This window comes from Alteromonas sp. ABV4_150 (assembly GCF_056311745.1).
This window is the reverse complement of sequence record NZ_CM149971.1, coordinates 3,731,784-3,746,239: the sequence shown is the minus strand read 5'-3', so window position 1 is coordinate 3,746,239 and position 14,456 is coordinate 3,731,784. Positions and strand designations below refer to the sequence as shown.

The 14,456-nt window shown below is 42.8% G+C and carries 16 protein-coding genes; 6 read left to right on the top strand and 10 right to left on the bottom strand.

Annotation, left to right across the window (positions count from 1 at the left end; genetic code table 11):
* Position 1: 1 nt before the first annotated feature.
* Both sdhD and sdhC read right to left on the bottom strand, forming a co-directional pair.
* Positions 2–349 (bottom strand): succinate dehydrogenase, hydrophobic membrane anchor protein, encoded by a 348-nt coding sequence (sdhD, locus tag ACYX4M_RS16280; protein WP_159579156.1) that lies wholly within the window; start codon positions 347–349, stop codon positions 2–4.
* The gene (gene sdhC, locus ACYX4M_RS16275) at positions 343–717 is read right to left on the bottom strand and encodes a succinate dehydrogenase, cytochrome b556 subunit (RefSeq protein WP_071814724.1); all 375 of its coding nucleotides are present in this window, start codon (positions 715–717) and stop codon (positions 343–345) included. Before sdhC ends, sdhD begins: the two co-directional genes overlap by 7 nt.
* Positions 718–1,419: 702 nt before the next feature.
* On the opposite strand from sdhC, the gene ACYX4M_RS16270 reads away from it, so the two are divergent.
* Both ACYX4M_RS16270 and ACYX4M_RS16265 read left to right on the top strand, forming a co-directional pair.
* Positions 1,420–2,697 carry a citrate synthase gene (locus ACYX4M_RS16270; RefSeq protein ID WP_118494947.1) on the top strand — a complete coding sequence of 426 codons (1,278 nt, stop codon included), beginning with the start codon at positions 1,420–1,422 and terminating at the stop codon, positions 2,695–2,697.
* Between the two features lie 99 nt (positions 2,698–2,796).
* On the top strand, positions 2,797–3,219 hold the full coding sequence (locus ACYX4M_RS16265) for a DUF3429 domain-containing protein (RefSeq protein WP_476080903.1): 423 nt from the start codon (positions 2,797–2,799) through the stop codon (positions 3,217–3,219).
* 251 nt (positions 3,220–3,470) lie between these two features.
* On the opposite strand, the gene ACYX4M_RS16260 is transcribed toward ACYX4M_RS16265, so the two are convergent.
* The 4 genes from ACYX4M_RS16260 to ACYX4M_RS16245 all read right to left on the bottom strand — a co-directional run bounded on the left by ACYX4M_RS16260 (position 3,471) and on the right by ACYX4M_RS16245 (position 7,698).
* Entirely contained in the window at positions 3,471–4,931 is a 1,461-nt protein-coding gene (locus ACYX4M_RS16260) for a phosphohexomutase domain-containing protein (RefSeq protein WP_476080902.1), read from the bottom strand.
* Positions 4,932–5,187: 256 nt separating this feature from the next.
* Positions 5,188–5,691 carry a GNAT family N-acetyltransferase gene (locus ACYX4M_RS16255; protein ID WP_476080901.1) on the bottom strand — a complete coding sequence of 168 codons (504 nt, stop codon included), beginning with the start codon at positions 5,689–5,691 and terminating at the stop codon, positions 5,188–5,190.
* Between the two features lie 115 nt (positions 5,692–5,806).
* The gene (locus ACYX4M_RS16250) at positions 5,807–6,670 is read right to left on the bottom strand and encodes a pirin family protein (RefSeq protein WP_476080900.1); all 864 of its coding nucleotides are present in this window, start codon (positions 6,668–6,670) and stop codon (positions 5,807–5,809) included.
* Positions 6,671–6,732: 62 nt separating this feature from the next.
* Complete coding sequence (locus ACYX4M_RS16245) at positions 6,733–7,698, bottom strand: glutathione S-transferase family protein (RefSeq protein WP_476080899.1); 966 nt, start codon at positions 7,696–7,698, stop codon at positions 6,733–6,735.
* Between the two features lie 220 nt (positions 7,699–7,918).
* On the opposite strand from ACYX4M_RS16245, the gene tcdA reads away from it, so the two are divergent.
* A complete protein-coding gene (gene tcdA, locus ACYX4M_RS16240) occupies positions 7,919–8,695 on the top strand; it encodes a tRNA cyclic N6-threonylcarbamoyladenosine(37) synthase TcdA (RefSeq protein WP_474874188.1) in 777 nt (258 codons plus the stop codon).
* 111 nt (positions 8,696–8,806) lie between these two features.
* Positions 8,807–9,220, top strand: a complete 414-nt coding sequence (locus ACYX4M_RS16235) for a hypothetical protein (RefSeq protein ID WP_476080898.1) — start codon at positions 8,807–8,809, stop codon at positions 9,218–9,220.
* Positions 9,221–9,342: 122 nt separating this feature from the next.
* On the opposite strand, the gene ACYX4M_RS16230 is transcribed toward ACYX4M_RS16235, so the two are convergent.
* Positions 9,343–9,813, bottom strand: a complete 471-nt coding sequence (locus ACYX4M_RS16230; RefSeq protein ID WP_476080897.1) for a DUF2919 family protein — start codon at positions 9,811–9,813, stop codon at positions 9,343–9,345.
* A gap of 305 nt (positions 9,814–10,118) precedes the next feature.
* Between ACYX4M_RS16230 and rimO the strand changes: the two genes are divergently transcribed.
* Both rimO and ACYX4M_RS16220 read left to right on the top strand, forming a co-directional pair.
* Entirely contained in the window at positions 10,119–11,570 is a 1,452-nt protein-coding gene (gene rimO / locus ACYX4M_RS16225) for a 30S ribosomal protein S12 methylthiotransferase RimO (RefSeq protein ID WP_476080896.1), read from the top strand.
* A 161-nt stretch (positions 11,571–11,731) separates the two neighbouring features.
* Entirely contained in the window at positions 11,732–12,544 is an 813-nt protein-coding gene (locus tag ACYX4M_RS16220; RefSeq protein WP_476080895.1) for a substrate-binding periplasmic protein, read from the top strand.
* Positions 12,545–12,677: 133 nt separating this feature from the next.
* On the opposite strand, the gene ACYX4M_RS16215 is transcribed toward ACYX4M_RS16220, so the two are convergent.
* The 3 genes from ACYX4M_RS16215 to ACYX4M_RS16205 form a co-directional block, all read right to left on the bottom strand.
* Complete coding sequence (locus ACYX4M_RS16215; RefSeq protein ID WP_476080894.1) at positions 12,678–13,337, bottom strand: SDR family oxidoreductase; 660 nt, start codon at positions 13,335–13,337, stop codon at positions 12,678–12,680.
* Between the two features lie 131 nt (positions 13,338–13,468).
* Complete coding sequence (kdsB, locus tag ACYX4M_RS16210; RefSeq protein ID WP_476080893.1) at positions 13,469–14,218, bottom strand: 3-deoxy-manno-octulosonate cytidylyltransferase; 750 nt, start codon at positions 14,216–14,218, stop codon at positions 13,469–13,471.
* Between the two features lie 42 nt (positions 14,219–14,260).
* A complete protein-coding gene (locus ACYX4M_RS16205) occupies positions 14,261–14,455 on the bottom strand; it encodes a Trm112 family protein (protein ID WP_474806882.1) in 195 nt (64 codons plus the stop codon).
* Between the last annotated feature and the right edge of the window lies 1 nt (position 14,456).

The window sequence follows — 14,456 nt, the reverse complement described above, 5'->3', positions numbered from 1 at the left end:
TTTACACTCCCCACAGTACGAATAGGCCAACAGCTACATAGCCGAACGCGATGATATTTAGTATATATTGTAGTCCTGCGCGCAGACCTGTTGCTTTAACATAGTCTGTTAGCACCTGCCATAGGCCGATGCGCACGTGGATCATCACTGCTACAAGTGCTGCCAATGTGAAAACTTTCATGGCTAGGCCAGAGAACAACCCTCGCCATTCGATAAACGTTAGGTTATCTGTGGTGATGAAAAACCACGCCATGAAAACCGAGTACGCGAAAATAATTGCTGCTGTAGCGCGAAGTGAAACGTAATCTTGTACGCCGTCACGCTTAATGCTTGCTTGGTTGGTTACCATAATGCAACTCCCAATACTACGGTCAGTACAACCCAAAGTGCGATTACTGCTTTTGCACTTGTGTTACCCGACTCTAATTCTTCCCAGTGACCTAAATCCATAACAACGTGTCTTAGGCCGCCTAGAATGTGATATGTCAGCGCTGAAGCTGTGCCAATTGCGACAAATTTTCCAAGGAAACCGTCCATGATTGCTTGTACGTTCGCGAAACCTTCTGGCGAGTGAACAGATACTGCCCACGCCCAAATAACGAAAAGTAGCGCGAAGAACATTGCAACACCGGTTACACGGTGGAGAATTGACGAAATAGCAGAGGGCGGAAATTTAATAGTATTGAGTTCTAAATTTACTGGTCTTTGCTTTTTCACAATGTATGCCTGTTTAATCCGTAGGGGATAATGAATTCCTCACCTTTATTATGTCCTGAGTAAGTAAATTCGATTTTTAACCTGTTAATTGCCTCATCCGTTGAGTTGTTAACAATTTGTGAATTTTTCTTTAATGCCTGTAACAGAATAAATATTCTGTTTCTCAAGCACCGCTGAGTATATCCAGCGTAGTATATAATTACAATTTTTTGTGCCGTAGTAAGACTTTAGTCGCTATATGCACTTTAATGATAATTATTTTGATAAAAAAAGATCAAAATTGGGCGCAACCCGTTATAACGAGTGCAATTACAGTTCTTAAAAGTTTATCAGTAGCTATTTGGAATAACTATGCATATCAATAAGAAATTAAGCACTTTTAATCTGTATGCGTAATTATTCCCCATGAAAAGGTTACTTTTTAATCTGACCTGTTAATATATTTATTAATCGGTGGTTTACCTTTAGCTAAAAGCCATCGATAATTGCACTGTATCGGGCAAAGTGATTTCCCAACGAGTTAATCGAATGTGACTTTATTGCTAGTATTTTTTACGCAATTCAGAATATTTATTGTTCAAATATGCAATTAAATTGACTTGTTGGTACATAATAAAGTACAAATACGCCCACTTTTCCCAACGAAGCGGACATTTTCGTCCGTTTTCGCTGCAAACAGAACCATTCTGAGGAGAGCATTTTATGGCAGATCAGAAAGCCATTCTTAAAGCCGGCGGTAAGGAAATCGAGCTTCCTATCTTGTCTGGCACCGAAGGACAAGATGTAATCGATGTCCGTACGTTAGGCCAACACGGTTACTTCACGTACGACCCAGGTTTTATGGCGACAGGATCTTGCGAGTCTTCAATTACCTACATTGATGGCGCTCAAGGTGTTCTATTACACCGCGGTTTCCCTATCGAAGAATTAGCGCGTGATGCAGACTACTTAGAAGTTTGTCACATGCTTCTTCACGGTGATGCACCAACAAAAGAGCAGTACGAAGAGTTTAAAGAGACGATTACTCGTCACACCATGGTACACGAACAAATTAACATGTTCTTCCACGGTTTCCGCAACGACGCACACCCAATGGCAATGCTATGCGGTACCGTTGGCGCTATGTCTTCGTTCTACCACAGTGATTTAGACGTTTCTAATGAAGAGCAGCGCATTCGCAGCGCGCATCGTCTAATCGCTAAGATGCCAACGCTTGTGGCGATGTGTTACAAGTACAATATTGGCCAGCCATTCGTTTATCCACGCAATGACCTAAGCTACGCAGCTAACTTCCTGAACATGATGTTCTCTGTACCAGCAGAAGAGTATCAAATCAGCCCAGCTGTTGAGCGCGCAATGGACCGTATCTTTACGCTTCACGCAGATCACGAACAGAATGCGTCAACGTCTACCGTACGTCTAGCTGGTTCTTCTGGTGCAAACCCATATGCATGTATTTCTGCAGGTGTTGCATCACTTTGGGGCCCTGCTCACGGCGGCGCGAACGAAGCATGTCTTAACATGCTAGAGGAAATCGGTACTGTAGACCGCATTCCAGAGTTTATTGCTCGTGCAAAAGACAAGAGCGATCCGTTCCGTCTTATGGGCTTTGGCCACCGCGTTTACAAAAACCACGACCCTCGTGCTACGGTAATGCGTGAAAGCTGTCACGAAGTACTAAGCGAGCTTAACGTTAAAGATCCACTACTAGAAGTAGCAATGGAACTTGAAAAGATTGCGTTAAGCGACCCATACTTTGCAGAGAAGAAACTGTTCCCGAACGTAGACTTCTACTCAGGTATCGTGCTTAAGGCAATTGGTATTCCTACCAACATGTTTACGTGTATCTTTGCCCTATCTCGTACAGTAGGCTGGATTTCACACTGGCATGAAATGATGAGCGACCCTAAACAAAAGATTGGTCGTCCTCGTCAGCTATACACTGGTCACAACCAGCGTAAGTACACGCCAATTAAGTAATAATTCAGGTAACACTGAACTAAGTATTACGCTTAATAGTAAAAATAGCGCCTTCGTGGCGCTATTTTTGTTTATACAAACCACCGTTAAGGAACAACCATGCCCTACTCTGCGGTTTTTTTAGGTATCGCCGGTCTTATTCCTTTTGTTGCTATGCCACTGGCTTATCAGCTTAACTTGTTATCACTAACACAAAGTGCTGTTTACTTTGTTCAATACTCCGCTGTGCTGTTATCTTTCTTTGGCGGTATTCATTGGTGGGACTCTGTAAGTAACCAGCGATATGACAAGCAAATGCTAATAGCAATGTTGCCCACTATTATTGGGTGGTTGTGTTTGATGTTCTCTCACGACGTGAAAGTGTTTGGCGTTTTATCGCTAAGCTACGTCGCCGTGCTTATTTACGACAAGTTTATTCTTAGCCTTCCTAAAGAGCAGATTGTAAGTTACATAAGCCTGCGAATGGGACTAACAAGTGTTGTCGTTATCTGTCACGCTTGGATGATTTACTTGCTTGTTTAGCCTTTATCCTAAAAACTTAGTTTTACAGCCAACCATTAGATATATGCGACAAAAACAACAGAGGGTAAACCCTACTGTACTACCGAAAGTGTCTAACTTAGGCAGCTTGACGGTTACGCGTAACAAACTTAAACGGTTGATAAAAATAGCTTTAACAACTTTATATTTAACAAATAAAAAAGGCGATAATATCACTATATTATCGCCTTCGCTTCTTACCTATCTAGCGGAATTAACGAAAAGAACCGTGGTTATTCAGCGCGAATAAGCGAAAGAAGTTCTTCGGTTTTTTGTTCCATCAACGTAATGTCGCCTTTACTTTCAACGTTTAAACGAATAACTGGCTCAGTATTCGATTTACGTAAATTAAAGCGCCAAGTACCAAACTCCAGACCCAAACCATCGGTAGTATCGATTATGCTGGCTAGTGGCTGATATTTAGTTGTAACGCGTTCCAGCGCTGCGTCAGCATCTTTTAGTTTACTGTTAATTTCACCAGAAGATGGAAACGCTTCAATTCGCGCTTTTACCATACTCGCTAGTGTTTGCTTTTTCACACACACCAATTCGGCAATTAACAACCAAGGGATCATGCCTGAATCACAGTAGGCAAAATCTCTAAAGTAATGGTGGGCACTCATTTCACCGCCATAGACCGCATCTTCTTTGCGCATACGTTCTTTAATAAACGCATGGCCGGTTTTCGACTTAATAGGTGTACCACCTGCATTCGCTACGATATCTTCTGTATTCCAGTATACGCGAGGGTCATAAATGATTTTACTGTCGGTGTTTTTCTCGATAAAGGCTTCAGCAAGCAAGCCAACGATATAATATCCTTCAATAAATTCACCATCAGCGTCAAACAAGAAGCAACGGTCGAAATCACCATCCCATGCAATGCCAAAATCAGCTCCCGATGCTTTAACGGCATCGGCCGTGTCAGCACGGTTTTCAGGTAACAATGGATTGGGGATGCCGTTTGGAAATGTACCATCAGCATTGTGATGTACTTTTACAAACTCTATCGGAACACCCTGCACTTTCATTTCTTTTTCAATAGCGTCTAGCGCGGGGCCTGCGGCACCATTACCTGCATTAACCACCACTTTTAACGGCGTAAAATTGCTCAAATTAACGTAAGAAAGCATGTGAGAAACATAGTCAGACATACACGATTTAACCGCATATTTATCGGTTTCAGAAAGCTTGTCTTCTTTTACATGGGCCGTACCGTTAAAAAACGCATCAGCATCAATCAACGCACCCTCAGTGTAGTGTGCTAATCGCTCTGACACGAAGCTATCTTCTAGTGCTTCGGCTTTCTCTTTTATCGCGTTTAGGCCTGTGTCGCCACTAATTGGAACAGAGCCTGACTTCACCAGTTTCATACCGTTGTAATTAATTGGGTTATGACTTGCCGTTACTTCAATACCACCATCAACGCCAAGGTGTTTGGTAGCGAAGTAAATTTCTTCTGTTCCTGCCATGCCAATATCGGTCACTGTTGCACCAGCATCGATTAGACCCGCGCTTAACGCTAATTTTAATGGTGTTGACGTAAGACGCACATCACTACCAACAACAACAGTTTTCGCATTTAATTCTTGCGCAAAAGCATAGCCAATTCGATACGCTACATCTTCAGTCAGTTGTGAGTTCAATTCGCCACGAATATCGTACGCTTTAAAGCAGGTAATTGGGGTTGCCATCTAGATCGAAATTCCCTGTGTTTTAACTATTTATGATTACATTACCTTCTTTTACGACTTAAAAGCGCACATCGCACCTTTGTTTTTATCGTAAGAGAGAAAAGTATGTGATTATACCAACCCGTATATATCATTCTCCACTCAGAAGGCGCGGACTGGTATTAGAATTACTGATATTAAATCACTTGAGGGAGTGAATTACTAATTCAATTTAAATAACCCAAGATGTGGCTATCCCGGTGTACCATCAATGAGCTTATAGCGCGAGTTCGAAGTAGATACTGTTATGAAGAGTGCCTTGATGACGATACTTTCGGCGAAAGCACAGCGTAGGACTAAAACCATTCTTGATAAGGACTTTTTCAGAAGCGGCATTGTTGTCCATGACTTCTGCAGTGAGCAATTTTATGCCCATGCTTTTGGCCTCCTCAATTAAAAATGAGACGCAGTGAGAAGCAATGCCTTTTCCACAATCCTTCTCTGCAACTCGATAGCCGATTTCCGCCTTGTCGCCTGCTCTATTTTTGATATTAGCACGCGCTACAATCTGGTTATTTCGTTGCTCATCAACAAGTACATAACCCCAAGCTCTTTTCTGCTGTTGTAAGTAAAGCAATTCGCTAATGTGGTAGCCAACGCCATCCAATGAATAAAACGCTGCCTCTCTTGGTGCTATAGACAATTCAAAATAGGCTTTGTTACTACGCTCAAATTCTAAAAGTGATAGCACGTGTTTTTCGGCGACGCTTTCAAAATGCATTGGCAGTGCTGCTCCTTGCTGAACCTAATGAAGAGGTATTGATTAAAAGCCTAGTCTAATACCACTCCGCATAGATAATTACCCATAGTCGAATCAAGACAGACAAAACTTGAATCTACTTCGCTAATGAACCGCTTTGGTAATCGTTAAATGCCTGAACAATTTCCTGCTGAGTGTTCATTACAAAAGGCCCATATTGGACCACAGGCTCTTCAATAGGTTTACCTGAGACCACTATAAACTTACAACCTGTATCTGCGGATACAGATAGCTGCTTGCCACTTTGTGACAAAACACACAGCTCTCCCTGCGACACAATTGTTTCTTTGCTAAGTTCGCCGCTATTAATGACCACGCTTCCCTCATACACATAAATAAAGGCAGCTTCATCCGAACCCAGTGCAATTTCCGAACTCCCGCGTCGTAGTGCAACGTCTAAAAAAGTAGGAGCAACCGCCGTTGTCTTCACAGGCCCTTTCACACCGTCAATTTCACCTGCTAACACTTTGATTACTGCATCTTGAATGTGTACTGTTGGGACGTCATCTGGCTGTATGTCTTGGTAGTTTGGCGCCGACATCTTTTCTGCAGCCGGAAGGTTCACCCAAAGCTGGAAGCCTTGTAACAAACCCTTTTCCTGTTCGGGCATTTCTTCGTGAATGATACCACGCCCTGCATTCATCCATTGTATTCCACCAGCTTCAATGACCCCTTCATTGCCAACAGAGTCTTTATGACGCATTTTACCTGCAAGCATGTAGGTTACTGTCTGGAAGCCTCGGTGAGGATGTGGAGGAAAACCAGCAATGTATTCACCCGGATTATCTGAACCAAAAAAATCTAACATGAGAAAGGGGTCGAGCCGAGGTAGATCAGGTTGCCCAATAATACGGGTTAAAGACACGCCCGCTCCATCACTGGTTGGCATACCTGTTACCACTTTTTCTATCGCCTTTTGTTCGTTCACTTCAACTGACATTATGTGTATCTACCTTAATCTTCGACCTTCAATCTCTACTTCGAGTTTCGCGTTTAGGACTTTTAACTTTTTATTTTATCGCGTCCGTGAGGCGCCATAAGATCTTGCTCTGGCCCAACAGGAATGACTTGCGTAGGGTTAATCATTGTATGGCTGTAGTAATAGTGTCGTTTGATATGGTCAAAGTTGACTGTCTCAGCAATACCCGAAACTTGATAAAGCTCTCTCATGTACCCGTAAATATTTGGATAGTCTGAAATTTGCTTTTTATTGCATTTAAAGTGTCCGTGGTAGACAGCGTCAAACCGAATGAGCGTAGTGAATAATCGCCAGTCAGCTTCCGTAATTTGTTCACCAACTAAATAGCGTTGTTTACTTAACCTTTCTTCGACTAGGTCCAGCGAGTCAAACAATGCTGTGACTGCCTCTTCATAAGCCTCTTGTGTTGTTGCAAACCCGGCTTTGTACACACCGTTGTTAATGTCGTGATACACCATGTTATTGATGGTATCAATTTCTTCGCGTAGTGCCTCGGGATAGTAATCGTCGTCATTATTAGTAAGTGAGTTAAACCCACTATTGAATATACGAATAATCTCAGCTGATTCGTTATTGACGATGGTTTCAGTTTGTTTATCCCACAGAATTGGTACCGTAACGCGAGTTGTTATTTCGGGCTTTGCTTTAGTATAAATTTGGTGTGCGTAGTCAAAACCGTAAAGCTTATCTCCCGTCGACCCCGGATAATCTTTAAATTCCCATCCTTCATTCAGCATTTCAGGATGAACTACGGAAACATCAATATGCGCCTCTAATTCCTTTAGCTTTCTAAATATAAGCGCTCTGTGCGCCCATGGACAGGCAAGAGAAACGTAAAGGTGATAGCGGCCTGACTCAACGGGAAAGGTTGCGTCTTCGCTATTGCTAATAGAGTCACGAAACTTAGATGCCTGACGCTCAAATTTGCCACCGTTCTTACTGGTGTCGTACCACTTATCTTGCCATTTTCCATCAACGAGTAAGCCCATATGCCTCTCCATTTACAATATATAGTTAAACAATGATTTTATTTAAACATGTAATGGGTAGAACGTATGTTGCTTAAAATCGGATTTATTATTCGAAAAAACTGGAGTGTATTGATCTTTAGTGTTCACTTTTGAGATGATGCGCGCCCTGCTAGCGTGTTTGCACGTTTTTGTGTAGACACACGCCTTTGAGTTAGTTTATTTTTAAGTGAAGTGAAACATGTCTGATGATCCACGTTTAGGCGGTATTGTGCGTTTGTATGGCGCACAGCAAACTAATAATTTAGCCAACAGTCATGTGGCTGTAGTCGGCATTGGCGGTGTGGGAAGTTGGACTGCAGAAGCACTAGCTCGTTCAGGCGTTGGTACTATAACCCTTATTGATTTAGACGATGTGTGCGTGACGAACACAAACCGCCAAATTCACGCGCTTTCCAATACTATAGGAGAAGCAAAGGTCGACGCCATTGCATCGAGAATTCACTTGATAAATCCTGCTTGCAAAGTGAATTGTATTGAGGATTTTGTCACCCCAGACAATACGGCCACACTTTTAACCAAAGAAATGCACGCTGTAGTCGATGCCACCGACAGTATTCGCGCTAAAGCGGCGATGATAGCTCACTGTAAACGCAACAAAATTCCCATTGTTACGGTTGGCGGTGCGGGCGGTCAAATAGACCCAACTCAAGTCACAAAAGGCGATTTAGCTAAAACAACACAAGATCCCCTTGCGGCTAAGCTACGCAGTGAGCTTAGACGTAACTATAACTTCAGTAAAAACCCAAAACGTCGCTTTGGCGTTGAGTGTATCTATTCAACAGAGCAATTGCGCTACCCACAACCAGACGGCTCGGTTTGTTATAACAAATCTGCAATGGAAGGTGGTACTCGACTAGACTGTGCAGGCGGCTTTGGTGCTGTGGTCACGGTAACCGCCACCTTCGGTATGTTCGCTGCTGCAAGTGTAATTAATAGATTAACTGGACAAAAATAGACTTTAGCCGATAACTTACGCACAATAGTTAAAAACATATAACACCTTGTCCTGAGGGCTTTTTAAGCGTTAACTTGGTGTATTAAAAGCACTGGTGAGAAGGAGAACAAAATGTCACCTGATGAACTCAATAAATTAATGGCCGATTGCGCGAAGGACGCTGTAGCTACTGCAGCTGATGAGTTCGAAATTGTACTCGACCACTCACCTGATAGCGTCACATTGGTAGATGATATTTTACTTAGCTTTGTGGATAAATATCATGATTTAGCGTTAGAAGACGAAGCTGTCTTCACCATTTGCAATATTTTCGGCGCTTATGTCGGTGAAATTTTGAAAGCGCAGCTAGATGGACAGTGGATTTACGACCAATCTAATCCAAAAGCGCCATCCGTATTTCTGAAGGTTGGTGAAAATACCTATGCATTAGCAGGTATTTGCTACGAAAGGCTGGTCAACGATAGTCAAATAAGCGTTAATTCTTATTATGAACAAGCGCTGGGTAATCACTTAGGTAGCCACTAAATATTTATTGGCCTTGTACTTAATTAAACCCCAGCGTGATTGAGCTACACGGTTGGTGGCTCTCTCGATTATCTCCTCTCTAGGTTGTTGCTATCGGTTATTGGTTCTTAGGAACCATACTTTCAAGGATTGGGCGTCTCCCAATCCTCAACCATCCACTTCAAATGGCGACTCTTGGAAATAGCGTATAAAGCAATACTGTAATAAACAATTTTCACACCTGTAATAAATTCAAAACCCCAGTGGTGATGCATAGCGTAGTATAGTTGCACGCTCAAGAGTGCCAACACACCTAATTGTGCCAATGGGACAACCCATTTACGCCATGCAAGGTACCCATTTTTCCACAAGCGATCCCGCTGACTAACTAGAGATAAAGCAACTAACACAGGTAAACTAGCTGCAAGCCCTAACCCTAATGTTTCTTTTTGCGGGTAAAAGAATGCGAGTAATTCACTGGTTTGGGTACGTGAAGCAAGCGAAAATATAAACGCTAACCAATCAATGCAAAGGAGGATTAGCACGCTATAGAGCCAACGGGGCGGCAGAATTCTCCCTGACTCATCATAAAAAGCTAGCGGTAACTTAAGCATATTTTCACTTCTATGTTTTCAACTTTAAATCTTCAAAAAAGAGTGAGTTCTGATAGTGTTAATCTCTAAGACGTGTCTTATGTGGGGGTAAACAATGCTTTTTCAAACCTTATAATTGTCGCTTGACGCTTTTACCTATCTCTTTTGCGTTTCTTGCTCTCTTAGAACTTTTTTCAAAGCGCTATTTTAAGCGTGCGCTAACGACTTATATCGTCAACGCTAAACATATATACTGCGAAAACGCATGTTTTCCTGTATAATCCGCGGCCATTTTAAGCTCAGTCATTTTCCAGGTGATATTTTAGATGACAGTAGAAACGTTTAATCCAAACAAAGTAGTAAATAAAACCACCACGCTAGAAACGCCAGTGAAGGTATTAAGTGATAACAAACCTTCGCAACAAAGCAATGGCAGCAGAATTGGTTTTGTTAGCTTAGGTTGCCCTAAGAACTTAGTTGATTCTGAGCGTATTCTTACTCAACTTCGCACCGAGGGTTATGACGTGGTGCCTACCTACAACGATGCCGATTTGGTTATCGTTAACACTTGTGGCTTTATTGATGCCGCGGTTGAAGAGTCGCTAGATACCATAGGTGAAGCGCTTAAAGAAAACGGTAAAGTCATCGTGACTGGCTGCTTAGGTGTTAAAGAAGACGAAATAAGAGAGCTTCACCCGAACGTGTTAGCGATCACTGGTCCTCACGCCTACGAAACGGTAGTTGAACAAGTACACGAGCATCTTCCAAAGCCACAGCATAATCCATTTGAAGACCTTATTCCTGACCACGGCGTAAAATTAACGCCGCGTCACTATGCTTATCTGAAGATTTCAGAAGGCTGTAATCATCGCTGTACGTTCTGCATTATCCCCTCTATGCGAGGTGACTTAGTCAGCCGCCCAGTGGGAAACGTGCTTGATGAAGCTAAGCGTCTAAAAGAAGCCGGCGTGAAAGAGCTATTGGTTATTTCACAAGATACCAGCGCCTATGGTGTTGATGTTAAGCACAGAACGGGTTTCTGGAACGGCATGCCAGTTAAAGCACACATGCAGCAACTGTGTGAAAAACTTGGTGAAATGGGTATTTGGGTCCGTTTGCACTATGTATACCCCTACCCGCACGTCGATGACCTTATCCCGCTAATGAACGAAGGTAAAATTCTTCCGTACTTGGATATCCCCTTCCAACACGCCAATAAACGCATCCTTAAATTAATGAAGCGCCCAGGCAGTGCCGAGCGCGTGCTTGAACGCGTTAAGAAATGGCGCGAGCAGTGCCCGTCGCTTGTCATTCGTTCAACATTTATTGTTGGCTTTCCGGGCGAAACAGAAGAAGAGTTTGAAGAACTATTGGATTTCCTTCGTGAGGCCCAGCTTGATCGTGTTGGCGCATTCGCTTATTCCCCTGTTGAAGGCGCAAAAGCAAACGATTTACCTGACCCAGTACCCGAAGATATAAAACAAGATCGCCTTGCGCGCTTCATGGAAGTTCAGGGCGAAATCAGCAAAGCTCGTTTACAAGCTAGAATTGGCAACGAATATCAAGTTGTTATTGACAGTGTCGATGCAGAAGGTGCAGTTGGTCGTACCTACGCAGATGCGCCAGAAGTTGACGGCCTGGTTCATTTAAACGGCGTTTATGACGTAAAACCGGGCGATCGTGTATGGGCAGAAGTAATACACGCTAACGAACACGACGTATGGGCAGTATTGTCTGAAGACCAGGACGAAGAAGAAGACGCAGATCCCGCACTGTAACTTTCGAATTAAAAGCAATTTATACTCGTAAGCCATCTATTCGTTGCTTCTGTAACCCTATCGGCTAATTGCCAGTCGATAGGGTTTTATGTATAAAGGGTTTATACATAATTAAATAAGTAACACAATCAACGCCATCTTCTGTGGTACGTAAATAAAATATGGCAATGTTCCCCTACTCCAAACTGAAGCATTTATCTCACTACATCTCGTCGTTTGGCATATTTCTCATTTTGACTAGTGTGTTCAGTCTTCATGCACTTGCCAGCACAGAATGTAAAGCTTTACGAACCGCGGGAGCACAGCAGTGGTTTCCATACGCCTTTAACGAGTTTGATGGAAAATTAAAAGCCACGGGGATAGCCTTTGACGTATTAACGCTATTATCGCAGGATTTAGGCGTCACACTAAAAATAGAAACCGGATTACCTTGGAAACGCATAGAATCCAAACTCGATGCAGGTGAACTTGATATTCTAGCGGGCAACTATTGGAACGAAGCCCGTAGTCAAAAGTGGCTTATCACCGCGCCGTTCGCAACAGATGAGGTATACCTTGTGCTCTCGCCATCATTGGTGCAAACACGAGGTACTGAGATTTCGCTTAACGCACTTACGCAATATATTGGTGTAGTGCCACGAGGTATAAGCTTAGGTGAAAAATTCGATACCGTTAAATCAAACTTGAAAATTATCGAAGTTAAAGACCACGACAAGATGTACGAAATGATACGTCGACATCGTGCTGACTACGCAGTTTCCCCCCAAAGCGCAGCACTCACCCACTTGAGCGCCCCAGAAAACGATGGCATGCAAATAAGCCAGTCACCTTTATCATCAAACAATGTGCATTTTGCTATCTCTGCCAAATCGAAATGTGCATCATTATTTCCAGAGTTTAACGAAGCCCTTAGCGCTCGTTTAAAAGACGGGTCTATTGAGCAGATTATTGATACATACAATCTAACGCGCTAGCGATCTACGACTCGATACGAAAACGTAGTTGAAAGGTAAAATAGAAAAATTAAAGGTTAAGATAAAAGAGCACTTAGTTATAAGCACTCTTTTAATATAATGCGTTTAAGTTTGTGACAAGCTAGCAATCAGTTTACCAAGGCAATACTTCACCATTTGAATGAATAAAGCGCCCCGCGTTATTCACATCTAGTTCATCGATACGCTGTGACAAACGTTCGGCGCAAGTATCGGCATCAATATCCCCTGCTCCGTTGACCATCTCAGTCTGCACGAATCCAGGGTGAAAGATACCTACAGCAATTCCTTTAGGCTTTAAGTCATTCGCCATAGAAACACCTGCTGCGTTTAACGCGGCTTTAGACATTCTATAACCGTAATAGCCACCGGAGCCATTGTCAGCCATAGAACCCATGCGACTGGTAATCAATGCAATTTTGCTGTCCTGCGACATTACAGGTAAAAGTGTTTGCGTAACTAGAAGTGGTCCCATCGCATTAACACGAAACTGGTAGTCGATAGTGTTTGGGGCCCAGTCATCAAGGCTTTCACGTCCAAGTACACCAGCATTGTTAATAAGCAAATCAATGTCGATGTCCATCAAAGGGGTAAGTTTTTCAGCCAATGTCTCAGGTTGAGATACATCTACACCTTTAATGATGTTCACACCTGCACTATTTAGTTCATCACAGCTATTACGACATGTGGCATAAACCTTAGCGCCGCGTGCTTTATATTGCTTAGTGAGCGCAAGGCCTATGCCTCTATTGCCACCGGTAATTACTACGTTCATAACGGTTCCCTTGTTACAATGTGTATGCTCTCAAAAGGTTTCACTAACCTTTTACAAGAAGTGGCTGATTCATTAGGACCTATCGCTTAGTAAAGATAAGCATCAAGCCCTATTTCAGCACTCATTTCTTATTAATTTATAGTCTTCAAAAGGCGTTCTAGATCTTCTGGAGTATCAATTCCAACAGGAGGCGGCGCTATCGCAACTTCACAGTGAATTTTATCGCCATACCATATAGCACGTAGCTGCTCTAATGACTCAATTTGTTCCAGTGAACTAGGTGCATAAGCCACATATTGCTTAATGTATTGAGCGCGGTAGGCATAAATACCTATGTGACGTTTATAAAGCGACGTGTTTGCAGATTGTGGGTTTGCCATCATGTGATCCCGCTCAAAGGGAATGGGAGAACGAGAGAAGTAGATTGACTCACCCTTTTCATTCACCAACACCTTTACGATATTAGGATTAAACACGTCTTCAACACTGTCGATTGGCGTAGACAATGTGGCCATATGACACTGAGGCGCATTAGCAAGGTTGTCGGCAACCTGCCTTATATTTTCTGCAGGTATGAAGGGTTCATCGCCCTGAACATTCACCACAATAGTAGCGCTGTCAATGCCTTCTTTTTCCACTACTTCGGCAATACGCTCAGTTCCTGACTGATGATTAACAGACGTCATACAGACCTTGGCAAAACCGGCCACAACGTTTTGAATACGCTCATCGTCGGTTGCCACTATGATGTTATCGGCGCCAGCCTCCTTAGCGCGCTCAACGACGTGTTGAATCATTGGCTTTTTGCCAATTAACGCTAGAGGTTTGCCTGGAAAACGGCTTGAGCCATATCGAGCGGGTATCACAACTGTAAATGACATAACTTTTATTTGCCCCCTAGTTACCACTTAATTAAACGTTTGTTAGCGCGTTGCGTCTACTTCGTCTAACGACAATGCAGTTGCTTTACTTTCGATAAGTACAGGGATGCCATCTTTAATATCAAAAGCCAACCTGTCGAATCGGCAAATTAACTGAGTGTTGTCTTCACTAAGTACTAATTTTCCCTTACACACTGGGCAAGCCAAAACTTCTAAAAGCTTCTTATCAAAGGCCATT

Excerpts from the sequence above, each read along its gene's own strand:
- sdhD (WP_159579156.1), bottom strand. The coding sequence starts at position 349 with ATGGTAACCAACCAAGCAAGCATTAAGCGTGACGGCGTACAAGATTAC.
- ACYX4M_RS16270 (WP_118494947.1), top strand. The coding sequence starts at position 1,420 with ATGGCAGATCAGAAAGCCATTCTTAAAGCCGGCGGTAAGGAAATCGAG.
- ACYX4M_RS16265 (WP_476080903.1), top strand. The coding sequence starts at position 2,797 with ATGCCCTACTCTGCGGTTTTTTTAGGTATCGCCGGTCTTATTCCTTTT.
- ACYX4M_RS16260 (WP_476080902.1), bottom strand. The coding sequence starts at position 4,931 with ATGGCAACCCCAATTACCTGCTTTAAAGCGTACGATATTCGTGGCGAA.
- ACYX4M_RS16255 (WP_476080901.1), bottom strand. The coding sequence starts at position 5,691 with ATGCATTTTGAAAGCGTCGCCGAAAAACACGTGCTATCACTTTTAGAA.
- ACYX4M_RS16250 (WP_476080900.1), bottom strand. The coding sequence starts at position 6,670 with ATGTCAGTTGAAGTGAACGAACAAAAGGCGATAGAAAAAGTGGTAACA.
- ACYX4M_RS16245 (WP_476080899.1), bottom strand. The coding sequence starts at position 7,698 with ATGGGCTTACTCGTTGATGGAAAATGGCAAGATAAGTGGTACGACACC.
- tcdA (WP_474874188.1), top strand. The coding sequence starts at position 7,919 with ATGTCTGATGATCCACGTTTAGGCGGTATTGTGCGTTTGTATGGCGCA.
- ACYX4M_RS16235 (WP_476080898.1), top strand. The coding sequence starts at position 8,807 with ATGTCACCTGATGAACTCAATAAATTAATGGCCGATTGCGCGAAGGAC.
- ACYX4M_RS16230 (WP_476080897.1), bottom strand. The coding sequence starts at position 9,813 with ATGCTTAAGTTACCGCTAGCTTTTTATGATGAGTCAGGGAGAATTCTG.
- rimO (WP_476080896.1), top strand. The coding sequence starts at position 10,119 with ATGACAGTAGAAACGTTTAATCCAAACAAAGTAGTAAATAAAACCACC.
- ACYX4M_RS16220 (WP_476080895.1), top strand. The coding sequence starts at position 11,732 with ATGGCAATGTTCCCCTACTCCAAACTGAAGCATTTATCTCACTACATC.
- ACYX4M_RS16215 (WP_476080894.1), bottom strand. The coding sequence starts at position 13,337 with ATGAACGTAGTAATTACCGGTGGCAATAGAGGCATAGGCCTTGCGCTC.
- kdsB (WP_476080893.1), bottom strand. The coding sequence starts at position 14,218 with ATGTCATTTACAGTTGTGATACCCGCTCGATATGGCTCAAGCCGTTTT.
- ACYX4M_RS16205 (WP_474806882.1), bottom strand. The coding sequence starts at position 14,455 with ATGGCCTTTGATAAGAAGCTTTTAGAAGTTTTGGCTTGCCCAGTGTGT.